Here is a 19,721-nt window from a genome sequence, read left to right on the forward strand (position 1 = left end):
TGGCCCAGCTTGCTGTACAGCTTTAGCCTAATGTCCGTATCTGAATATTTAAAGAATTTATTCAGTCCTTCTCCAGAATACTTTTTTGTTCGTAATACTCTTCTTTAGTAATCTCGCCCGACGCAAAACGTTTTTTTAAAATATCCAGCGGAGAATCTTTTCGGGTGCGCTGTCCCGGAATATCGTATGGGGTCGCAAATATCCAGATTAATAAACAGATCCAAAGGAACCACCAGATCAGGTGCATGCCCCAGTAATAATAGTTTACAAAAAAATGTGTCATGGTTAAAAAATTTAAAGTGATTGATTAAAATCAGGTGGAAATATCAGCGCGGCCACTTGCTGGTGAGCTATAACTGCTTTTGATTCGCTGTGGCCAAAAAGTTTGGAGATAAAAGAATGATGCTGATGTGTCATTGCAAGTAATTCAACATCGTGTTCCTGGCAATATTGCTGTAAAGCCGGTTGCATGTCTTCGCTGAAAATCCGTACACAACTCAGCCCGCGATGTGCCAGGTACTTGCGAAAGGCAATCTCCGGGCCTATTTCGGTAATTACTTCGTCGGGGCGGGATATATGAATAATGTCCAGCTGAAAATTAAGTGCTTCGGCCAGACTCAGCAAAAAGTCCATCGCTGCAAGGTCGGCCGCCTGGAAATTGGTTGCGAAGACAACTTTTTTAGGTATGTCCCAGTTTGCTCCCGCCGGAATTACAAAAACCGGTTTGCGTGCCTTACTAATCACTGCGGATGTTTCGCTACCGGCCAGTAAATGGCTGATAGCGCTTCCTGATCTGCCGCCCATAATTACCATATCTATAGCTCCACTCATTTCACGAACGTTATCGGCCAGGCTGCCATCGCCACTCAGGCAATCTATACGCGTATGACAGCCGGTTATCTTATCGCAAAGTTGACGCAACTCATTAGCCTCTTTATTCAAGTGTTCTATGCTGTCTTCAAAAAGTATATCCGTTGATTCGGTCATTAAAGGCCCTGCGCTGTTACTTAAGATCATGGGTATGTAGGGCAGTATATGATATAATGTAATATCAGCATTAAGTTTTGCCGAAAGCTGTAGGGCGGCAGCCTCTGCATGCGCCGCATTGGCTGAAAAGTCTGTGAGTACCAACAATTTTTTCATTTCAATTTCTTTTTTAAGGTGCGCCATATTCGCAGTGCATTTACCTGCAGTTTTCGATTTTTTTCAAACTGCCACGCCTGTTCGTCTTTTTCGCACAACGGGTATTCAGTTTTCAGGAGCTTCCCTGGGTTGCTGCTTGTTTTCGAGCTGTTGTTCATAGGCTAAAATTAGCTGATGTTCTTGCCCGGATAAATGATTGGTTGCAGGATTAGTATTGATTTATATCATCCAGCTACGTGACTGCCGTCTTTGATTTACAGTGAGTTGTGACTTTATATTTGATTAAAATTTATTTATAATTATTATTATCATGAAAAATCAAAGTGTAACCAAATTCAATGAAAAAGTGCCTGCAGTATTTGAGGAGCTTTTCAAACCCTGGAGCGAGCTGTTTGACGGCCACTTTTTTAAACGGGAAATGACTGTTCCGGCAGTAAACATTATCGAGAACAAGGACCATTATCAACTGTCACTTTCGGCTCCCGGACTAAAGAAAAGCGACTTCAAGATTGATGTAGACGATAATGTGTTAACAATAAGCAGCGAAAAAGAAGACAGCAAAGAAGAAAAAGGCGACAAGTATACCCGTCATGAATATAATTATGCATCATTTAGCAGAAGTTTTACACTTCCGGAAGAAGCCAATAAAGAAAAGGTTTCTGCTAAATATGAAGATGGCATACTTAAGGTCAATATTCCATTTAACGGGAAGATAAAAAGCTCTTCAACGAAGCAAATCGCTGTAAGTTAACCCAATTAAATGCAACTCATGCCCCCTTTTGCTCGTGAGGGGGCTATTCTTAAAGCTAATAACTCTGATAATAAAATCTTAAATAGTGCAGAATGTCCGGTAATTATTGCGCCACATCATACCCAACCTATCAACAAGGTCTTATTCGCTTTTGACGGCAGTTCGTCTGCGTTGTTTTCCATTAAACAATTTACCTACCTGTTGCCTGAGCTAAGTGATGCTAAAAACCAGCTAAACCTCTGCTCACAGGAAGCTTACTTTATCCGCAAAACATGATAAAACCAGGAGAAACTAACGTCGGATATATGTGCTACATTGTTTGCACCGAGCGAGGTATCAATGACAAATAGCCACACCCTGTTGCTGTTTAGCAGGGCTTAAATAAGGGATATTTAGACTCAAACCGCGGAGTAAAAACCAACATCCCAGGCAAATCATTAACAAGGGCATGCCCTTGTTGATGCGGCGGCGAAAAACCGGGCCGATATAACTTGAACCAATAGCGGCTATAAGCATGAGGGGGAAGGTGCCTGCTCCGAACCAGAACATATATTGTGCGGAAGCAATGGGCGACGACGTATTGACGGCGCCTACCAGTGCCAGATAAACGAAACCGCAGGGCAAAAACCCATTTAGCATGCCTATAAAAAAATGCCCCCACTGGTGGCTAAGCCCATAGCTTATTGTGCGCTGCACAGGCAACACTGCGCCGGCAAGGAAACTATTTTGACTGAGTTTGATTTTGAACAGACGAGCGAATCCGGCAAGGATAATGAGCAGGCCGCTAATGATGCTAACACCTTGCTGTAGTCCGGCAAGCCACAATTGCCTGCCAAGCAAACCGATAAGGTAACCCAGCAAAGTATAGCTAAGCAAACGTCCGACGTTGTAAATGAATTTATCGGCAATCAAAAGCCATCCTCGGTTACGCAAACCGGGGATGGCAAAAGCCAGGGGCCCGCACATGCCGATGCAATGAACACTACCAAAAAGGCCTATATAAAAAGCTATTTGGTTTGCAGACATCATAAATTCAACTCCTGCTGATACAGGTATTGTTTTTTACCGCTTTGCCACTGCAGCAACAAATGCCAGCGGCCCTTTGCCAAACCGCTAACCGGTAGCTTTGCCAAAGTTTGATTGCCGGTTTCAATAGCGAAACTTTTATCCTGGGCAGCGCTTGACGGCCGGATAAATTTTGCTGTCCCGAAGGCCGGCCCCGTAAAGCTGACATTTACTATTTCCCCATCCAACAATATTTGCGGCTGGGCGTGGTCTTTTAAAACTTGTTGCTCTTTGGCAAAATCTGCATTAAAGCTCAATCCTTTTTCGTAATACTGATGGTCATATTCATCTGCCGGTATGCGGAACATATAAAAGCACATACTCAATATAAAAAGCATGAAAATAGCCATGCCCGTAATTAATCCTTTTCCCCAGTTCATATCTTCAATCGTTAACAGGCCCAACAAAAGTGGTACTGATAGTTTGTTTTAATTGCTTCCCGTTGTAAAGCTGCAGGTTAATATCTGTTTTTGCCGCGTGCAGATGTGAGGCTGGTACCTCAATAAAAAACATAGCTTTAGCCATTCCGCCTTTAGCTACCTTGCCTGGCGCCTGTATGTATTTAATTTTAATTGCCGGGTCGTCGGCCCTAATAGCCACCGCTGCATCTACGTTGGTTTTATTTACAATCTCTGCGTTGTAAATATTACTGATATATCCTCCGGGCTGTTCCTGATAAAGCATACCGGCGCCCCGCATAACAGTCATATCCATATCACTCCGGGTAAAAATGAAATAGCAGAGCACGCCAATCATCACTGTTATAACGGCTGCGTAGCCCTTCATACGTAGCGTGAAAGATGGTTTTTCTTTAACCCTGACCATATTTTCAGAATAAAACCCAATCAGGCTTTTGGGTTTATTGATCTTGCCCATTACCTCATCGCACACATCAATACAAGCAGTACAGTTTATACATTCAAGCTGCGTACCTTTTCGAATATCTATCCCGGTAGGGCATACAGACACACACAGCCCACAGTCTACACAGTCTCCTTTGGGAATATCGGGATCAGCATTTTTCTGAAGTTTACCTCTTGGCTCGCCCCGGACATCGTTATATGCAACCACAAGTGTGTGCTCATCAATCAGCACTGTTTGCAGGCGTCCATATGGACAGATCACCGTGCATACAATCTCTCTAACCTGGCTATAAACCAGATAAAACACAATGGTAAATACCCAAATACTGGCAAACCCAATGGCGTGGTGCGTTATCGGCTCGGTTATAATTTTCAGCAGGTTTTCGCTACCAATCAAATAGGCCAGGAAGGTATTGGCGATTAAAAAAGACACCAGGATAAAAGCGACGTGTTTGGCAATCTTCCTGCCGATTTTTGCATTAGTCCAGGGACCTGCGTCGCGTTTCTTTCTTTGATGCGCGTCACCTTCAATCCATTCTTCAATTTTCCGGAAAACCATCTCCATAAAAATGGTTTGCGGGCAAATCCAGCCGCAAAAAATGCGACCAAATGCGATGGTGAATAAAACCACACAAACCAGGAACACCAGCGACGCCAGCATAAACAGGAAAATATCCTGCGGCCAAAAAACCTGACCCAATATCACAAAGTGCCGCTCCATAAAATTGAGCAGTAACAAAGGCTGCCCGCCAATGCGGATAAAAGGACCTGCAAAAAAGAATATCAGATATACATAGCTGATGGCCGAACGCCATTTATAATAAACACCTTTGCGTATGAGCGGGTAAATCCACTTCCGTTCACCTGTTTCCTTCGCTGCTAATAATCCGCTCATCATCGTTTAATTTTAGGCTAGTTTGTTCTGCTTATACTTCTTTTTGTCCTTGTGGAGCTTTCGGGTTGGCCGGGTTACTTCCTTTTAAAGATTTGACATAGTTGGCAACATCTGCAATTTGTTTTGGTGATAGTTGTTTTTCCCAGGTAGGCATTCCCTTTGCCGGCACGCCGTATTCAATAGTTTTAAAAACATTATTGATGGTACCACCGTGTAACCAGTACTCGTCGGTTAAATTAGGGCCCACATTTCCTTGTGCATTTTCACCGTGGCATGGCGCGCAATTTTGTTTAAAAATAGCCTTGCCCGAAGCTAATACAGCAGGGTCATTAACCAGCTTCACCGTATTTTCGTCTACGCGGTTAGCGGCTTTGCTTAGATATTCCTTTTTGGCGATCTCTGCCTGCGCCACCTCGGTCTTATACTCATCGTATTGCAACTGACCAATGCCAAAAACATGGTAGATAAGCAGATAACATACCGCGAAAGTTATTGTAACGTAAAAAAGCCACATAAACCAGGCTGGTGTGGGGTTGTCGAGCTCCTGGATACCATCATAGTCATGTTCAATCAAGATGCTTTTTTCTTCTGACATCGGTTTTAGCGACAGCAGTTTCAATAGCTTTTTATTGTCCTTTGCAGCCGGGGCCAATTTTTCCTTTTTAGCGGGATGTTCTATTTTATAGATATCTTCCGGCGAATATCCCTGTAACCGCAAAACAGTTTGTGAAATAACTTTAAATGCCCGCATTAAAACCAGCAACGCAATTATGAACACTATCAGCATCACCGCGATGGCGCCGTAGGCTATATAGTTCTTCATTTCGTCGCTGATAAGGCTGTCATCTTGCGCACTGGCGCTTTGGAACGCCAGGAACAGCATTGGAATAATAAGTAGCTTCTTCATATTAAGAAAGATTTGAAGGTTGAATTTCGCTGCCATCTTCCAGCGGTAAATCACTCATATATTGAACATGTGCTTTTCTGAGCCGTATCAGCAATACGGTAACCACGATAAAAAATACCAGGAATATGCCCAGTGAAGACAGTAGGTATACCTCATGCCCGGATATGTTTTCAGTAAATTGTTTAAACATGATAATTTAGTTTTTAGCAGTATTATTGGCCTTGATGTCAGTTCCGAGTCTTTGCAGATATGCAATAATGGCAACGATCTCTTTATCTTTTTTAACCTTAATGTGGTCAATGCTTAAGTTGTCTGCGATTCCCTTAGCTTGTTTTTCGAGATCGGCATTTGCTACCTTATCATAACCTTTGGGATATGGCACCCCTAAAGTTTGCATTGCCCTTATTTTAGCGGCTGTTGTACTGGTGTCCAGTTTTTGAGTAAGTAGCCAACCATATTCAGGCATGATACTGCCCGGCGACATTAAGCGTGGATCCATCAGGTGATTATAATGCCAGGCGTTGCCGTATTTTCCACCCTCACGGGCCAGATCGGGGCCGGTACGTTTAGATCCCCACAGGAAAGGGTGATCATAAACAAACTCGCCGGCTTTGCTGTATTCGCCATAACGCTCGGTCTCTGAGCGGAACGGCCTTACCGTTTGCGAATGGCAGTTAGAACAACCCTCGCGGATATAAAGATCGCGTCCCTGTAATTCCAACGGCGTGTAAGGTTTGACGCTGGCAATCGTCGGGATATTTGACGAAATAGTCAGCGTCGGCATCAGTTCAATCACCGAACCAATCAATATTACAACCAGGGCCGCTACCATAAACTGTATAGGTTTGCGTTCAAGCCTGCGGTGCCAGGCTGCCTCTTTGGCAACTGTATGTATTGGCTCAAGCGGCAGCGCTTGTGCGGGTTCATTAGCCACCAGGCTGCCCTGTTTAGCGGTCCGTATCAGGTTGTACGCCATCACAATTACGCCTAACAGATAAATGCCGCCACCAACAGAACGCATTACGTGCATTGGGATGATACGTAAAGTTGTTTCCAAAAAGTTTGGATATTTTAACATACCCTCGCTTGTAAACTCTTTAAGCATCAGGCTTTGGGTAAAGCCGGCCCAATACATCGGCACAGCATAAAAGATAATACCCAGCGTACCAATCCAGAAATGAAACGATGCCAGCTTTTTAGAATAAAGCTCTGTTTTATAAATGCGCGGAATTAGCCAGTATAAAATGGCAAAAGTTAAAAAGCCGTTCCAGCCTAAGGCACCCACATGCACGTGAGCAATGATCCAGTCGCTGAAGTGGGCAATACTATTGATTTGTTTTAACGATAACATGGGGCCCTCAAAAGTGGCCATGCCGTAAGCAGTCAAACCCACCACCATAAATTTCAGGATAACATCATCGCGCACTTTGTCCCAGGCGCCACGCAGCGTCAATAAACCATTAATCATTCCGCCCCAGCTTGGTGCAATAAGCATTACTGAAAAGGCGACACCTAATGATTGCGCCCAGCCCGGCAGCGTGGTGTATAATAAGTGGTGAGGCCCGGCCCAGATATAAATAAATATAAGCGCCCAAAAGTGCAGGATACTTAGTTTGTATGAATAGATTGGGCGGTTTGCCATTTTAGGCAGGAAATAATACATCATGCCCAAATAGGGCGTGGTGAGAAAAAAGGCCACCGCATTATGCCCATACCACCATTGCACCAGCGCATCTTGAACCCCGGCATAAACCATGTAGCTTTTAAATGCAGAAACAGGTAATTCAAATGAATTAACAATGTGCAGTACGGCTATGGTAACAAACGTTGCGATATAGAACCAGATAGCCACATATAAATGGCGCTCGCGGCGTTTGAAAATCGTGCCAAACATGTTCCATCCAAAAACCACCCATATAATAGTTATGGCAATATCAATGGGCCATTCTAATTCGGCATATTCATGAGACGTAGTTAAACCCAACGGTAAGGTAATTACCGCCGAAACAATGATCAATTGCCAGCCCCAGAAGTGGATGTTACTCAGCCAGTCGCTGAACATACGCGCTTTGAGCAGGCGTTGCAGGGAATAATAAACGCCCATAAATATGGCATTACCTACAAATGCAAAAATCACGGCATTTGTATGTAGCGGCCGTATCCTGCCAAATGTGGTAAATTGATTGTGCATGTTAGCACCCGGGTGGTACAACTGGATAGCTGCGATTAAGCCAACCGTCATACCGATAATACCCCAAACTACGGTTGCGATACCGAAGTTGCGGACGATCTTGTTGTCGTAGTAAAATTTTTCAGGCTGCATAAAATATATTTGCTGTTTATGGGTGTAAAACTATTGCGGGGCCGATAATTACAGAATGATTGTAATTGGTTGGAATGGTGACAAGAATCATTTTTTATTTGAAGATTCATTTTCATCATCCAGTAGTATCCTTATGGATGGCGTGTACAGATCGTCATGCTGGCCACTGCGTTGTGCCCAAAAAAAAGCACCCAAAAAAATCAGTGCCAGCAGTACGCTGCAACCAATCAGCAGATAAATAATACTCATAATAAATTCCTCCTTTTTGCCATAAAATGTGTTGCAAGCGTTGTAAATGAAATAATAGTAGCGGTACTTAACGGCATTAAAACTGCCGCAACCAGGGGCGATAGCGTTCCGCTAACCGCATAACTAAGCCCTACCAGATTATAGGTTAGCGAGATAAAAAAGGAGCAATGAATTATTCCCACTGCATCTTTAGAAAAGCGTAAAAACGCGGGTATTTTATGAAAAGAATGCCCGTCCAGAATCGCGTCACTACCCGGCGAGAAATTGTTTACATTATCTGTAACAGCTATGCCCAAATTGCTTTGCATCAATGCACCAGCGTCATTCAAACCATCGCCTAGCATCATTACCTGATGGCCTTGCTGCTGCAGGGTTTTAATATGGTCCAACTTCTGCTGTGGCGACTGCTCAAAAAACATATGCTTATCAGTGAAATAAGCAAGCAGTTCTGTCCGTTCATGGTCCTGATCGCCAGACAAGAGATAAAGCCCGTAAGGGGGGGCCAGTTCAGCAACTTGTTTCATTCCTTGCCGATATTCATGGTAAAAACCAAAATGCCCTACATAATGTCCGTCGATCATCAGGTGTACCCGCGTGGTCAGATGTTTGTCCTGCGTTTGTCTGAAAATCAACTTACTATTTCCAACCAGCACCCGGTGCCCATCTATGATAGCCATGATACCTTCTCCGGGGACCTCCCGGTAATCTGTCACGTTATTTTTTTCCAGGTCGCCCAAATACTGGCAAATCATCCGGCTGAGGGGGTGGATGGAATTTGCACAGGCGGTATAGATTAGCCGGCGTTGGTCACTATTTAAACTCGCTTCAAGATCAACGTTCTTACTGCCTGTAGTGATCGTACCAGTCTTGTCCATCACTATGGTATCGATGTTGGCTAATTGCTCTACCACAGCCGTGTTTTTCAGATAAAACAGGTTCCTGTCGAAAATGCTTAACACCGCAGACATGGTGAAAGGCGTGCTTAATGCCAGCGCACAGGGACAAGCCACAATAAGCACTGCGGTAAAGGCATTGATCCCGCGGCGGTAATCAAACGGCAACCAGGCTATTAACGAAACCAGGGCGATAGTAACCAGTACAATGGTAAAATATTTGCTAACGCGTTCGTTAAAAGTCTTGATCCGGTTATCCTGCTTGCGGGTAAAAGCCTCATTATTCCAAAGTTGAGTAAGGTAACTTTGCGACACCGCTTTTACCACCTCCAGCTCTATGGCTTCGCCGGTTTGCCGGCCTCCGGCATAAACAATCTCTCCAAGGGTCTTATTCACCGGTACTGCTTCCCCAGTTACAAAACTAAAATCAATCAGGGCTTCTCCTTTTAGTAAAATGGCGTCTGCCGGAATGATCTCGTTGTGCCGGATCACCATGCGGTGCCCAGTTTTAATTTCTGATAGGGGCAGGGGCTTTTCCTTTCCGTCGACAACAACTTGCACTGCCACCGGAAAAAATGACCGGTAATCCCGCTCAAAAGAAATATGATGATACGTTTTTTGCTGTACAAATTTGCCAACCAGCAAAAAGAAAACCAGTCCGCATAGTGTATCTGCAAAACCGGCGCCCGTATGGGTAACAACTTCAACTGTAGTCCGCAAAAACAATACGGCAATCCCCAGCGCCAGCGGAAAGTCGATATTCAACACCCGGTTTTTCAAGTTGTGCCAGGCCGAAATAAAATAATCGCGGCCGCTGTAAAACACTACAGGCAGGCTAAACAATACATTCAACCAGCCGAAGAAATGTTTAAAAGACTGCTCAACTTCAGCCAATCCGAAATACTCAGGGAAGCTCAGCAGCATTACATTGCCAAAACAAAAACCGGCAACGGCTATCTTTTGAACCAGATTGCCTTTTACAGCCTTATTTTGCTTTTTGATAATATCCTGCAAACTAATCAAGGGCTCATAGCCAATATCATTCAATAATTCAACCAACTGCTGAAGCGTGAATTTTTCAGCATCATAACGGACGATCAGCTGCTTTTTCAGGAAGTCGACCCGCGAATAGTAAATAGCCGGACTAAACCTGTTTAATTGTTCCAGCAACCATAAGCATGAACTACAATGTATTTGCGGGATATACAGCGTAATGATCTGTATATGGTCGTCGGCATAATCTAACAACTCAGCCATAATAGCCGGGTCACTCAGATAATCGAAACGTTTGTCGGTCCGGGCCCGGGTGGTGCCGGGGTGGTCATTATATTGATAATAGCTGCACAAGCCGGCACCTGAAAGTATCGTATAAACACTCTGGCAGCCTTGACAGCAAAATTGCCGGCCATCATTTTGATAATCGGTGGTATGGCATTCTTCGCCGCAATGGTAACAATGGGTTTTGACCGGCGTTTCGATTTCGGGCATATTTTCTTTTTTTTATTCAAAAGTCTGCTATCGGCTTTAGCTCCAGAATGATGGTTAGACCTGAAAAAAAATGATATCCGTCATTTTTTTGTTGAATGTTTTTTAAATAATACCTCTTGGCATCGAATAAAATTTGGCAGTAATAGTTTGTTTATGACGACGGTCATTTATTGAGTATTAGCTACGCATTAGCTTTGCGGGATTAATGTTAACAGAAATACGGAGATGCTAGATATAAGTGCTGTTGCACCTGTTTTTAAAAATGCTGCCCTTATAGAAAAATATGATGCATTAAAGCCGGGACAAAGCTTTATGCTGGCTAATGATGCAAACTTAACGGCTTATTACCACCTGCTGTCGAATCAGCGCGGCCTTAATTTTGACTGGGAGCCTATGGAACAGGGGCCGGAAAAATGGATGATTAAAATAATTAAACGATCGCCGGAAAGCGACACGGAAACCATCGGCGCGATCGTTGCCCGCGATTACCGCAAATCTCAGGCACTGATAGAATATGATGTAGATTTCAGCTGTGGTGGCAACAGAACCTTATCACAAGCACTTGGCGGACAGGAAGGTGCCATAAAAGAAATTTTACAACAATGGAAAGCCGTTGATCAGCTCCCTGCCGAAGGGCGATTGAATTACCAGGGCTGGAATCTGACTTTGCTGAGCAAGTACATTAGCCAGATCCATCATAATTTCGTAATAACGCAAACGGCATTTATAACTGATATGGCATTCAAAGTTGCAGCGTCAAATAGCAGCCGGCATCCGGAGATCAAAAATGTCGCGGAAATATTTTCGTCCGTGGGAAAACTATTCGAACATCATGTCGAAACACAGGAGAAAGCGTATTTTCCGGCTATCCAGACGCTGGCCGGGGCGAAGCTTGTTGGGGAGGAAAAAGATTTAAATGAAGAAGCCCGCCGGCTTAACGACGCTATTTTGACCGAAGGCAAGGATATCGTGAACAAACTGAGGCAAATTCGCCTGTTAACCAACCACTATACGGCGCCTGTTTACACCTCAAGTGCCTGTAAAATCCTTTATAAGCTTTTAGCCGATTATGAAAAAGATGCATTACTACATTTTCACTTAGAAAACAACATATTGTTTCCTAAAGTGCTCTTGTCAGGAAATATGTAATCGAGTGGCGAGCCAAATAACTCAGTATCAAAAGCATTCTAAGTAAAATAAAATATGAGTCATACATTTCACATACCTGTGTTAGGATTAGGTTATTCTATAGACACACCGTTAAAGGTCGCCCGCTATGGCATCACATCTACGATATCTATCGTTGACGATGAATTAATAGAGCGCATGCGTCAATATCACGCGCAGTTAAATGGGGAGCCTTATACGCCGATTGGCAAAAATGAAACAGATGCCCGGGCAAGACGCATTACAAAATATCTGAATTTTATTCTCAGCCTGGTAGAAAAACAATTTGAAGCGCTTAAAGCAATGCCATTTGAATCAGGAAACGATTTATGCCGGTACTTTGAATTGTTGCCCGAGCGCAGCCGACTTAAACAGGGCTACGACCTGATGTGTGATTTCCCCGAAGGAAGTCAGAAAAAATACTTTCAAAAATGGTTGAAAAGTGAAATGGTTGCGGGCGCAATCGATGTCAATATCATGTCTAAGGTTGACAAAATGAACTTTACGGCTGACGGCGAATTTACCGGCGATCAAAATACGGATGCACTAGCCGCTTTACGTGGCTTTGCCGGCAGCCGGCTTAAGTCTTCTGTGATTTTATCTGCAGGTATGAACCCCCGCTTATACAGTTACCTGGAATCTTTTGAAGATTTCTACCCGTCAACAGACGGCCAGTTCAATAAAAAAATCATATTAAAAGTAAGCGATTTCCGTTCTGCTTTTATACAAGCTAAATTTCTCGCTAAAAAAGGCCTTTGGGTTTCTGAATTTAGGATAGAATCCGGCCTGAACTGTGGCGGCCACGCTTTTGCCACCGAAGGGTTTCTGTTAGGGCCTATCCTGGAAGAGTTTAAACAAAAACGAAATGAAATGGTAGCCGAGCTATTTAGTGTTTACCGCACGGCCGTTGAGGAAAAAGGTTTCAGGTGCGACTATCAGCCTGCCCAAAAATTAAGTGTACAGGGTGGTATTGGCACAGCGTCAGAAAATCAGTTCCTGTTTGATCACTACCAGGTAGACGCAACAGGCTGGGGTAGCCCATTTTTACTGGTACCTGAAGTTACGAATGTTGATAACGAAACACTGCATGATCTTGAATCTGCGTCTGAAGCAGACTATTATGTAAGCGGGGCATCACCTTTGGGCATATTGTTTAATAACTTTAAAAAAAGTACTGCAGAATCTCTACGTTTAAAACGGCTGCTAAATGATCGTCCCGGCAGCCCATGCACCAAGAAGTATCTGTGTACCAATACCGAATTTACCGAAACGCCCATTTGCACCGCCTCGCGCCAATACCAGCGTCTGAAGTTAAAAGAATTAGCCACCGGCGGCCTTGCAGAAGACGAATACGAAAAGGCGCGGCAAACCGTAGTAGAAAAAGTTTGCCTGTGCGAGGGTTTATGTGCTTCGGCCTACATCAAATATGACATTTTAAAGCCGCGCGAAAATAAAGCAGTGGCTATTTGTCCGGGCCCTAACCTGGCCTATTTTTCGCGGAGCTATAGCCTCGACGAAATGGTGCGACACATTTACGGCGCAACAGACTTGCTTGAAAAGATCAAACGCCCGCACATGTTCATCAAAGAATTGAATCTTTATATTGAATATCTGCAGCGCGATCTTCAATCACAATTAAGAGAAATAAACGATAAGAAGAAAAAGCAATTAGCCAAATTCAAATCACAACTAATAGAGGGTATCGCCTATTATCAAACACTCTTCAGCTATTCTGCAGGCCAAACGTCGTTGTCTCTTCAGGATTGGGTCAGCCAATTGGCAAGTTCAGAAGCCCAACTGGCCGAGATCAGTATCTAATATGGCAAAGACAAGCAGCATAGCTTAACTATGCTGCCTGTCTTTTTAAAACCAGGTTTTGGTATAGCAGGAAAATTTATGCGGGATTTTTAGGCGCCATCAGAGACTCTGTATACTGAAACAACTCGCTTTTGGTTAAACGGTAGCTGTTGAACAGACTGATCAACTCCAGGTGCAATGTATTGTATCGGTTAAGAAAATCCATATCCATTGGCTTTTTTAAATCGCCAATAAAAGGCTCAACAAACGACAAAAAATTGGGGATTTTCGCTTTTAAAGATTCGAGCCGTTGGTACTGAGCTTCAATTTTAGCCTTAAATTCATCGCTGCGCATATCTGCGCCCGGAGCAGATGGATAGCGGTCGATAACATTTCGGAAAAACTGTGTTTCTGTTTCTAAAAACGAAATGTCATTTAACCAATGGCTGGCCTGAAGGTATATCTCCTGGAGCTCTGCCTCCAGTTCGCTATCGGGTGATGAATAGTTCATGTTTTTATGATTAAAATGTAATAAGCTGTTAAAAAATCAATTGCCCGTTTTTTACAGTTATATCTGATTCGTGCGAAAACGAACGACCTTCAAACTCCCAGTTCAGAATAACCTGGTAATCCCCGTCCTCGTTAACTTGCAAATGGATATCGAAGTCATTTTCGCTACCACTGTCAAAAGACATCGTCTGGCGCCAGCCTTGCGCAAAACCTGTTTTACGCAAAATAACATTGCCTTTAAAGGGGTGCTTAAAATTATACCGTAACGAAATCATGAGGTGTGACTAATGCCTAAAGTTATCCGGAATGTTAGTTTGAAAAATGATATCAGGCACTAAAAGTGCTGATATAGATAGCCTGTTATATTTCTGACACTTCTTACCCTTGTTCGAAACGTCCGGTTATTTCTTCCAGCTTAATTCGATAAACCACTAACTCTACTAAAGTCCCCACATCGCTGTCCTTTTCTGTTATACCATGTGAAGGATGCCCTTCGGCACTGGTCACCAGTGGCATAATGCGATGAATAATACCCTGCATGGCTTGCTGTTTTTCGTCAAAGTCGGTTATCTCTTCGTACTTACCGTTGGCAATTACACTTTTCCATTGGAATATGCTATTGATTTCATCGACTTCAAAGCATACATGCGGATTCTCACGCATCATGCGTATTTTCTTTCCCTCGGCTGAATGCCCGTAAACGTAACCGTCACGGTAAACGTAATTAATGGGCACCAGGTAAATCTCCCCGTTTGATTGACAGGCAATTCTGCCCACTACCTGCTCTTTCAACAGGCGGTCTATCTCCATTTCGCTCAATTTTCCTAACATAGCTCTGATTTTTAATTCGTTGTAAAAATACAGCCGCCTTAAGCAGTGAAGGATGATGGAAAACTATCTAAAAAGTGATTTTAATCACTTTTGTTAACAATGCTCATATAGCCGGGCGGGTAGTTTGCGGGTATACCGGCCTATGTAGCATCCAAGCATGGCGCAATCGTATTGACGCGTAACTTAGTGGCTTTAAATGAGTTTCGCCCAATTTTTCATGATTTTTATACGCTATTGGATTGATCTGCCTTAAACAACCATCAACCTGGTAATGAGCTACTTAGATATATCAGTTAGCGCCCATTTTTTTATTAAATTTTGTGCCGTGGTATTAACAGCTGCATAATAACCATCGGACCATACAATAAAGAGATATCGGTCTTTTTTAAGAAACCGGCTGCCGCTTTGTCGAGTCTGCTTTGCCTGTTCCTGGTTTAGGATAGCCTGGGATTTATATTCTATAACATAGCATTCCAAGGCATCTTCGGCATGCACCTTTGGAACAAAGACTGCGGCATATATTTTTTGGATTGCTGCAATATTTGCGTGATCATATATCGTGCTGATCAATTTTTTATCAGTAACCAACCCCTGGTTAGCCGATAAAGATGTTGCTTTTTCTTCTTTAGTAAAAGGTCCGGCGGGGAAAAAGCCGGCAGGAACGTCAGCTTGGCTTATGATATACGGAAACGGTTTCGATTTTTGAGCTTTTAAGCCTATAGGCAGGCAAAATATTAAAAAGACTAATATTAATTTATATTGCATAATTATAGATTATTTGTGCTTTCAAAAACGATTACTTTAGCGTCACTGCATTCTTTAAATACTTTTTTATAGTCTTCATTAATCATTACCAAATGCCATTTATTATCCTGGGTTCGTGAAAACTGAAAACCGTAAATGTCCTTACCGGTGGTAAATGACCATGCCCGGAAATCAGGGTCAAAATTGTTGGTATCAGGTTTTAAAACGCCACTTGCTTTAAATTTGTCCGGGAAGTAAGAAACTTTAGCGTTAAAACCGTCATTTACTTTTTCAACAGTTAGTTCAATGTAGTTATTACCGGTTTGGCATTTGCACCGGTAGTTGCCGACAATGCCAGCTAGTGAATCCGGCACACGCTGAGGAGCCTTGATATTGGGAGCAGATTTGGCAGCATTTTCTGCCGGCTTAGTTTTGGTATGACAGGATGATAGTAGTATTACTGACAAGGATAAAATTGCGAATATCGGAACAGACAATAATCGTTTCATAGCGTTTAGTAAATTTTTTAACGGGCGGGAAGCGTTTTTGTTTATGAAATTTTACGCTAATGATTCTCGATCGAACGTTTTCTGAAGGTGAGGTTAAAGTAAGAAACTGCCTAAAAAACTGCCAAGTTCCACTCGTAGCTTTCTCCGCGCGCGCAACAAATGAGCATCTACAGCCTTTTCCGATATTTTGAGTTCGGCAGCAATTTCTTTGTAAGATTTGTCTTCGTTTTTCATTTGATAAACCAACCGGCTCTTTACCGGTAGTTTACCTACAAGCACTTCAAGCCGTTCGCGAATCTCTTCAAAATCCAGATATTGTTGTGTAGAATCGTCCAAAATCTCAGTGGCCATATCCAGGCTAACCGAACGCACGGCCGATTGTTTAGCCAACACTTTCAAGACCCTATACTTTACAGAAACAAAAAGATAGTGGGAAAAGTCTCCCTTTATTCTCAGGCTTTCCCTCCTTTTCCAAAGTGAAACAAAAACATCCTGAACAATATTCTCGGCTTCCATACGGTCGCCGGTTTTTCGATATGCCAAACTTAATACCCGGTCCCAATAACGATTGTAGAGCACGTCAAATGCATTCGTATTACTGTCCTCCAGTAATTTTGAATCATCGAAGGTCTGGCAGCATTATGTATGACCTCAAAATACACCTGCCCCGTAATGGTAACATTTCTTTCCTTGTCGAATGAAACCGGGAACCGGATCGAGGAGGCTGCATCAAGAATGGCGATCGTGCCGTCTGAAAGGGTTAAGCTATATTTCCCGCCACGAGGAGTAGTAACCATGTTGTATAATGTTGCCGCCTTTGCAATATCACCTCTATCTGTTGCGTAGCTCAGGCTGCCGTTCTGATTTTTGTAGACTTGTACATTACCCTGCCTGGCAAGCAATCCAGGGTTGCGGGACATTAATGTTACGCTTTTGCCATTAGCCAGTATCAATGTTGCCTTGGCCCCACCAGGTTTTATCTGGGTTGCTGCGAGTTCATGATCCTGTTGTTTAATGGGAGTTTTGTTGAGGGCAATGTAAGTGCCTAACGTGGTTGCTAGTATAAGCGAAGCAGCAACCGCAACGCGAAGATAAATTCGTTTTGGGCGCGTAGCAATTTTTCGGATGCCTGCTTGCTTATGAATGCGCCTGAGAAGCAGTTTGCTGTATTCGTCTTTACTCATTTCACTTTTTAGGAAATCAGCACCCTCATCACTCAAAAACCATTCGTCAACCTCTTGCTGTTCTTTCGGATTTAACTCCCCGCGCAAATATTGCTTAGCCAAAATTTGTAGTCTTTCGCTGTATGGTCGTTCATTCATTTTACTTTGCTTTTGAAGTAGGTTCCTTTTATCAGGCAAATCCCGCAAAAAATTATTTTTTTTTCGATCTGCCGTACGTAATGAGGCTCGCGTAGCTTCTAACCTCGAAAAGACTACACGATTGGCGAAGAATAAGGACAGCGTGATGGCCAGCACCCCAACTGATGCACCTGCATAATAGACCAAAGACGAATTATTTGACTATTGCGTGCGCCAGGCCAATGCCTTTTTGGTTATGGAGCATATGGGCGCAGCTGGGTGTCAAATTTGTTCAGAACAAATACTGCCGACCTGGTGCTGAAACTCAATAGTCTTCCCGTTTTTATAGCACATCGGTAATATGTGCCAATTCAATACCGTAGCCGACTTGCAATGATCTTCGCATCTGCAGCTGGCAAGCCCGGTTTAAGGCGCGCATCAACGCCCGGGCCCGCAGTTAATGCGGAATTTGATACGTAGTATGATCGCGAAAAGAAAGTCGTCGGTCTGGAGCCGTCATCATTGGCTATTTATAGTTTTAATCGTATTTGCAATATTGACCATCATTGGCTTACTGCTTTTTTTATTTTTCCCCAATAAGGCGATCTGACTATAAAACAGGAAAAGCGTAACCTCATGGCTTAAATAATCGTACAAATTGTTTTACCACTATTAGGAATAATTTTTCTAACTTTATCATCACACTGCTGAACATCGCATTTTATCCTTGTATTATGAATGAGATGAGTGCCTTATCTCTTGAAAATGAAGCCGGCTTCAAGGCTTTATTTCAATATGCAACTGTTGGCATCTTGGTGATTAGCAGCGGGGGAAGGATTGAATTGTCCAACCCATGCGTCGAGAAATTATTTGGTTATGAAAAAGCCGAGCTAACCGGTCGGCTTGTTGAAATACTGATACCTGAAGTATTTCGCGAAAATCATGTTAATTACAGGGAGGGCTATTTTAAGCGGCCTAAAGCGCGCCCCATGGGCTATGGGTTAAATTTATTTGCCCGTAAAAAAGATGGCAGTCAATTTCCGGTAGAGATAAGTCTGGGGCATTATCGATTATTTGACGAAAACTTAGCTGTTGCTTTTATCACCGATATTACTGAGCGACAACGATTCAACGACGAACTTGAATCAAAGGTAAAAGAACGTACGCTTGAGCTTACCCGATCACTTGAACGCGAAAAAGAGCTCAATGATATGAAATCACGTTTTGTCGCTATGGCATCTCATGAATTTCGTACACCTTTAAGCGCCATCTTGTCAAGTTTAACATTGGCCGAATCTTATGACAAGGCAGAGCAGCAAGATAAACGCCAACGGCATATTGGCCGTATACGGGCATCGGTAAAAAATCTCACCATAATACTTGATGAATTTTTGTCGCTGGACAAAGTCGAACAGGGCAAAGTGGAGATAGAAAAAGAAGCGTTTGATCTTTACGACTTTGCCGAAGACATTATAGAAGAGGTTGGCGGCATGCTTAAACCAGGGCAGCAAATCCGGTTTAAATACGATGGCATTCGCTATATCAATGAGGACAAAAAGATCCTGCGGAATATTTTACTTAACCTGCTATCAAACGCTATCAAGTATTCGGCAGATCAACAAACGGTTTATTTAGACATTGATGCTAGAACCAATGCCCGAAAAGTAATTATCAAGGTTAGGGATGAAGGCATAGGCATTCCGCCAGAAGAACAAAATAATTTGTTCAGCAAATTTTACAGGGCAAAAAATGCCACCAATATTCAGGGCACCGGGCTCGGTTTGACGATTGTAAAGCAATATGTAGAGTTATTGAAGGGGCATATCAGTTTTATCAGTGAACCTAACCGCGGGACAACTTTTATGGTTGAATTTTCGCTAAACCAAGTTTATGAGAACGATCTTACTGATAGAAGACAATAACGACATTCGTGAAAACACCTGCGAGTTGCTGGAACTTGAAGGTTATAATGTCATTTTTGCATTAAACGGAAAGACAGGTTTGACTTTGGCCAGTCAACACCTGCCCGACCTTATCCTTTGCGATATTATGATGCCTGAGGCTAATGGCTATGAAGTATTTGCAGGCTTGCAGGCCGCGCCGGCCACCAGGGCCATTCCTTTTATATTTTTAACCGCGAGTGCAGAAAAAAAAGAAGTAGCGGCAGGCTTGGAAATGGGTGCCAGTGGCTACATTCGGAAACCCTTTGAACCCGAAGAGCTTTTTGAAGCTATCAGGCAATCTTTAAAATGAGCTGTTTAATAAAGCTAACGATGAAGTAGTAA

24 protein-coding genes are annotated in these 19,721 nt (G+C 43.1%); 6 read left to right on the plus strand and 18 right to left on the minus strand.

Annotated features, from left to right (window positions below; translation table 11 throughout):
- Positions 1 to 61: 61 nt before the first annotated feature.
- The 3 genes from ACFS5N_RS10610 to ACFS5N_RS10620 are packed head-to-tail and all read right to left on the minus strand — an operon-like array spanning position 62 to position 1,301.
- On the minus strand, positions 62 to 283 hold the full coding sequence (locus ACFS5N_RS10610; protein WP_377185122.1) for an SHOCT domain-containing protein: 222 nt from the start codon (positions 281 to 283) through the stop codon (positions 62 to 64).
- An 11-nt stretch (positions 284 to 294) separates the two neighbouring features.
- Positions 295 to 1,143 (minus strand): universal stress protein, encoded by an 849-nt coding sequence (locus ACFS5N_RS10615; RefSeq protein WP_377185124.1) that lies wholly within the window; start codon positions 1,141 to 1,143, stop codon positions 295 to 297.
- Positions 1,140 to 1,301, minus strand: a complete 162-nt coding sequence (locus tag ACFS5N_RS10620) for a hypothetical protein (RefSeq protein ID WP_377185126.1) — start codon at positions 1,299 to 1,301, stop codon at positions 1,140 to 1,142. The genes ACFS5N_RS10615 and ACFS5N_RS10620 overlap by 4 nt, the downstream gene beginning before the upstream one ends.
- Before the next feature lie 152 nt (positions 1,302 to 1,453).
- Here ACFS5N_RS10620 and ACFS5N_RS10625 point away from each other — a divergent pair, with 152 nt between their 5' ends.
- Together ACFS5N_RS10625 and ACFS5N_RS10630 are read left to right on the plus strand one after the other, a co-directional pair.
- Complete coding sequence (locus ACFS5N_RS10625) at positions 1,454 to 1,894, plus strand: Hsp20/alpha crystallin family protein (RefSeq protein WP_377185128.1); 441 nt, start codon at positions 1,454 to 1,456, stop codon at positions 1,892 to 1,894.
- Positions 1,895 to 1,912: 18 nt separating this feature from the next.
- Entirely contained in the window at positions 1,913 to 2,170 is a 258-nt protein-coding gene (locus ACFS5N_RS10630; protein WP_377185130.1) for a hypothetical protein, read from the plus strand.
- Positions 2,171 to 2,230: 60 nt separating this feature from the next.
- On the opposite strand, the gene ACFS5N_RS10635 is transcribed toward ACFS5N_RS10630, so the two are convergent.
- From ACFS5N_RS10635 to ACFS5N_RS10670, 8 genes are all read right to left on the minus strand, one after another.
- Complete coding sequence (locus ACFS5N_RS10635; protein WP_377185132.1) at positions 2,231 to 2,923, minus strand: sulfite exporter TauE/SafE family protein; 693 nt, start codon at positions 2,921 to 2,923, stop codon at positions 2,231 to 2,233.
- Positions 2,920 to 3,339 carry a FixH family protein gene (locus ACFS5N_RS10640; RefSeq protein WP_377185134.1) on the minus strand — a complete coding sequence of 140 codons (420 nt, stop codon included), beginning with the start codon at positions 3,337 to 3,339 and terminating at the stop codon, positions 2,920 to 2,922. The genes ACFS5N_RS10635 and ACFS5N_RS10640 overlap by 4 nt, the downstream gene beginning before the upstream one ends.
- A gap of 4 nt (positions 3,340 to 3,343) precedes the next feature.
- Positions 3,344 to 4,720: a cytochrome c oxidase accessory protein CcoG gene (gene ccoG, locus ACFS5N_RS10645; protein ID WP_377185136.1), complete on the minus strand. Its 1,377-nt coding sequence runs from the start codon at positions 4,718 to 4,720 to the stop codon at positions 3,344 to 3,346.
- A gap of 28 nt (positions 4,721 to 4,748) precedes the next feature.
- Positions 4,749 to 5,624, minus strand: coding sequence for a cbb3-type cytochrome c oxidase N-terminal domain-containing protein (locus tag ACFS5N_RS10650; protein WP_377185138.1), 876 nt, complete (start codon positions 5,622 to 5,624; stop codon positions 4,749 to 4,751).
- A 1-nt stretch (position 5,625) separates the two neighbouring features.
- Positions 5,626 to 5,814 (minus strand): hypothetical protein, encoded by a 189-nt coding sequence (locus ACFS5N_RS10655; protein WP_377185140.1) that lies wholly within the window; start codon positions 5,812 to 5,814, stop codon positions 5,626 to 5,628.
- A gap of 6 nt (positions 5,815 to 5,820) precedes the next feature.
- On the minus strand, positions 5,821 to 7,947 hold the full coding sequence (gene ccoN, locus ACFS5N_RS10660) for a cytochrome-c oxidase, cbb3-type subunit I (protein ID WP_377185142.1): 2,127 nt from the start codon (positions 7,945 to 7,947) through the stop codon (positions 5,821 to 5,823).
- A gap of 87 nt (positions 7,948 to 8,034) precedes the next feature.
- Positions 8,035 to 8,196, minus strand: coding sequence for a cbb3-type cytochrome oxidase assembly protein CcoS (gene ccoS, locus ACFS5N_RS10665; RefSeq protein ID WP_377185144.1), 162 nt, complete (start codon positions 8,194 to 8,196; stop codon positions 8,035 to 8,037).
- On the minus strand, positions 8,193 to 10,577 hold the full coding sequence (locus ACFS5N_RS10670; RefSeq protein ID WP_377185146.1) for a heavy metal translocating P-type ATPase: 2,385 nt from the start codon (positions 10,575 to 10,577) through the stop codon (positions 8,193 to 8,195). The genes ccoS and ACFS5N_RS10670 overlap by 4 nt, the downstream gene beginning before the upstream one ends.
- Positions 10,578 to 10,802: 225 nt before the next feature.
- Between ACFS5N_RS10670 and ACFS5N_RS10675 the strand changes: the two genes are divergently transcribed.
- Positions 10,803 to 11,726 (plus strand): DUF542 domain-containing protein, encoded by a 924-nt coding sequence (locus ACFS5N_RS10675; protein WP_377185148.1) that lies wholly within the window; start codon positions 10,803 to 10,805, stop codon positions 11,724 to 11,726.
- Positions 11,727 to 11,780: 54 nt separating this feature from the next.
- Positions 11,781 to 13,562, plus strand: a complete 1,782-nt coding sequence (locus ACFS5N_RS10680; protein ID WP_377185150.1) for a hypothetical protein — start codon at positions 11,781 to 11,783, stop codon at positions 13,560 to 13,562.
- Between the two features lie 76 nt (positions 13,563 to 13,638).
- Here ACFS5N_RS10680 and ACFS5N_RS10685 read toward each other — a convergent pair whose 3' ends face one another.
- From ACFS5N_RS10685 to ACFS5N_RS10715, 7 genes are all read right to left on the minus strand, one after another.
- The gene (locus ACFS5N_RS10685; protein WP_377185152.1) at positions 13,639 to 14,052 is read right to left on the minus strand and encodes a hypothetical protein; all 414 of its coding nucleotides are present in this window, start codon (positions 14,050 to 14,052) and stop codon (positions 13,639 to 13,641) included.
- 28 nt (positions 14,053 to 14,080) lie between these two features.
- Complete coding sequence (locus tag ACFS5N_RS10690) at positions 14,081 to 14,326, minus strand: hypothetical protein (protein WP_377185154.1); 246 nt, start codon at positions 14,324 to 14,326, stop codon at positions 14,081 to 14,083.
- A 103-nt stretch (positions 14,327 to 14,429) separates the two neighbouring features.
- Positions 14,430 to 14,882 carry a pyridoxamine 5'-phosphate oxidase family protein gene (locus ACFS5N_RS10695; protein ID WP_377185156.1) on the minus strand — a complete coding sequence of 151 codons (453 nt, stop codon included), beginning with the start codon at positions 14,880 to 14,882 and terminating at the stop codon, positions 14,430 to 14,432.
- Positions 14,883 to 15,158: 276 nt separating this feature from the next.
- A complete protein-coding gene (locus ACFS5N_RS10700) occupies positions 15,159 to 15,647 on the minus strand; it encodes a hypothetical protein (RefSeq protein WP_377185158.1) in 489 nt (162 codons plus the stop codon).
- A gap of 2 nt (positions 15,648 to 15,649) precedes the next feature.
- A complete protein-coding gene (locus ACFS5N_RS10705; protein WP_377185160.1) occupies positions 15,650 to 16,135 on the minus strand; it encodes a hypothetical protein in 486 nt (161 codons plus the stop codon).
- 93 nt (positions 16,136 to 16,228) lie between these two features.
- Positions 16,229 to 16,714, minus strand: a complete 486-nt coding sequence (locus ACFS5N_RS10710) for a sigma-70 family RNA polymerase sigma factor (RefSeq protein WP_377185162.1) — start codon at positions 16,712 to 16,714, stop codon at positions 16,229 to 16,231.
- Positions 16,681 to 17,643: a hypothetical protein gene (locus ACFS5N_RS10715; protein ID WP_377185164.1), complete on the minus strand. Its 963-nt coding sequence runs from the start codon at positions 17,641 to 17,643 to the stop codon at positions 16,681 to 16,683. The genes ACFS5N_RS10710 and ACFS5N_RS10715 overlap by 34 nt, the downstream gene beginning before the upstream one ends.
- A gap of 536 nt (positions 17,644 to 18,179) precedes the next feature.
- On the opposite strand from ACFS5N_RS10715, the gene ACFS5N_RS10720 reads away from it, so the two are divergent.
- Both ACFS5N_RS10720 and ACFS5N_RS10725 read left to right on the plus strand, forming a co-directional pair.
- Positions 18,180 to 19,358 carry a PAS domain-containing sensor histidine kinase gene (locus ACFS5N_RS10720; RefSeq protein WP_377185166.1) on the plus strand — a complete coding sequence of 393 codons (1,179 nt, stop codon included), beginning with the start codon at positions 18,180 to 18,182 and terminating at the stop codon, positions 19,356 to 19,358.
- Positions 19,327 to 19,689 (plus strand): response regulator transcription factor, encoded by a 363-nt coding sequence (locus ACFS5N_RS10725; protein ID WP_377185168.1) that lies wholly within the window; start codon positions 19,327 to 19,329, stop codon positions 19,687 to 19,689. The genes ACFS5N_RS10720 and ACFS5N_RS10725 overlap by 32 nt, the downstream gene beginning before the upstream one ends.
- The last annotated feature ends 32 nt before the right edge of the window (positions 19,690 to 19,721 follow it).

It is taken from the genome of Mucilaginibacter ximonensis (assembly GCF_042686265.1).
In the GTDB taxonomy this organism is placed as follows: domain Bacteria; phylum Bacteroidota; class Bacteroidia; order Sphingobacteriales; family Sphingobacteriaceae; genus Mucilaginibacter; species Mucilaginibacter ximonensis.

Excerpts from the sequence above, each read along its gene's own strand:
- ACFS5N_RS10635 (WP_377185132.1), bottom strand. The coding sequence starts at position 2,923 with ATGATGTCTGCAAACCAAATAGCTTTTTATATAGGCCTTTTTGGTAGT.
- ACFS5N_RS10705 (WP_377185160.1), bottom strand. The coding sequence starts at position 16,135 with ATGAAACGATTATTGTCTGTTCCGATATTCGCAATTTTATCCTTGTCA.
- ACFS5N_RS10670 (WP_377185146.1), bottom strand. The coding sequence starts at position 10,577 with ATGCCCGAAATCGAAACGCCGGTCAAAACCCATTGTTACCATTGCGGC.
- ACFS5N_RS10685 (WP_377185152.1), bottom strand. The coding sequence starts at position 14,052 with ATGAACTATTCATCACCCGATAGCGAACTGGAGGCAGAGCTCCAGGAG.
- ACFS5N_RS10650 (WP_377185138.1), bottom strand. The coding sequence starts at position 5,624 with ATGAAGAAGCTACTTATTATTCCAATGCTGTTCCTGGCGTTCCAAAGC.
- ACFS5N_RS10680 (WP_377185150.1), top strand. The coding sequence starts at position 11,781 with ATGAGTCATACATTTCACATACCTGTGTTAGGATTAGGTTATTCTATA.
- ACFS5N_RS10700 (WP_377185158.1), bottom strand. The coding sequence starts at position 15,647 with ATGCAATATAAATTAATATTAGTCTTTTTAATATTTTGCCTGCCTATA.
- ACFS5N_RS10655 (WP_377185140.1), bottom strand. The coding sequence starts at position 5,814 with ATGTTTAAACAATTTACTGAAAACATATCCGGGCATGAGGTATACCTA.
- ccoS (WP_377185144.1), bottom strand. The coding sequence starts at position 8,196 with ATGAGTATTATTTATCTGCTGATTGGTTGCAGCGTACTGCTGGCACTG.
- ACFS5N_RS10675 (WP_377185148.1), top strand. The coding sequence starts at position 10,803 with ATGCTAGATATAAGTGCTGTTGCACCTGTTTTTAAAAATGCTGCCCTT.
- ccoN (WP_377185142.1), bottom strand. The coding sequence starts at position 7,947 with ATGCAGCCTGAAAAATTTTACTACGACAACAAGATCGTCCGCAACTTC.
- ACFS5N_RS10695 (WP_377185156.1), bottom strand. The coding sequence starts at position 14,882 with ATGTTAGGAAAATTGAGCGAAATGGAGATAGACCGCCTGTTGAAAGAG.
- ACFS5N_RS10610 (WP_377185122.1), bottom strand. The coding sequence starts at position 283 with ATGACACATTTTTTTGTAAACTATTATTACTGGGGCATGCACCTGATC.
- ACFS5N_RS10725 (WP_377185168.1), top strand. The coding sequence starts at position 19,327 with ATGAGAACGATCTTACTGATAGAAGACAATAACGACATTCGTGAAAAC.
- ACFS5N_RS10720 (WP_377185166.1), top strand. The coding sequence starts at position 18,180 with ATGAGTGCCTTATCTCTTGAAAATGAAGCCGGCTTCAAGGCTTTATTT.
- ACFS5N_RS10630 (WP_377185130.1), top strand. The coding sequence starts at position 1,913 with ATGCCCCCTTTTGCTCGTGAGGGGGCTATTCTTAAAGCTAATAACTCT.
- ACFS5N_RS10640 (WP_377185134.1), bottom strand. The coding sequence starts at position 3,339 with ATGAACTGGGGAAAAGGATTAATTACGGGCATGGCTATTTTCATGCTT.
- ACFS5N_RS10615 (WP_377185124.1), bottom strand. The coding sequence starts at position 1,143 with ATGAAAAAATTGTTGGTACTCACAGACTTTTCAGCCAATGCGGCGCAT.
- ACFS5N_RS10625 (WP_377185128.1), top strand. The coding sequence starts at position 1,454 with ATGAAAAATCAAAGTGTAACCAAATTCAATGAAAAAGTGCCTGCAGTA.
- ACFS5N_RS10620 (WP_377185126.1), bottom strand. The coding sequence starts at position 1,301 with ATGAACAACAGCTCGAAAACAAGCAGCAACCCAGGGAAGCTCCTGAAA.
- ACFS5N_RS10690 (WP_377185154.1), bottom strand. The coding sequence starts at position 14,326 with ATGATTTCGTTACGGTATAATTTTAAGCACCCCTTTAAAGGCAATGTT.
- ccoG (WP_377185136.1), bottom strand. The coding sequence starts at position 4,720 with ATGATGAGCGGATTATTAGCAGCGAAGGAAACAGGTGAACGGAAGTGG.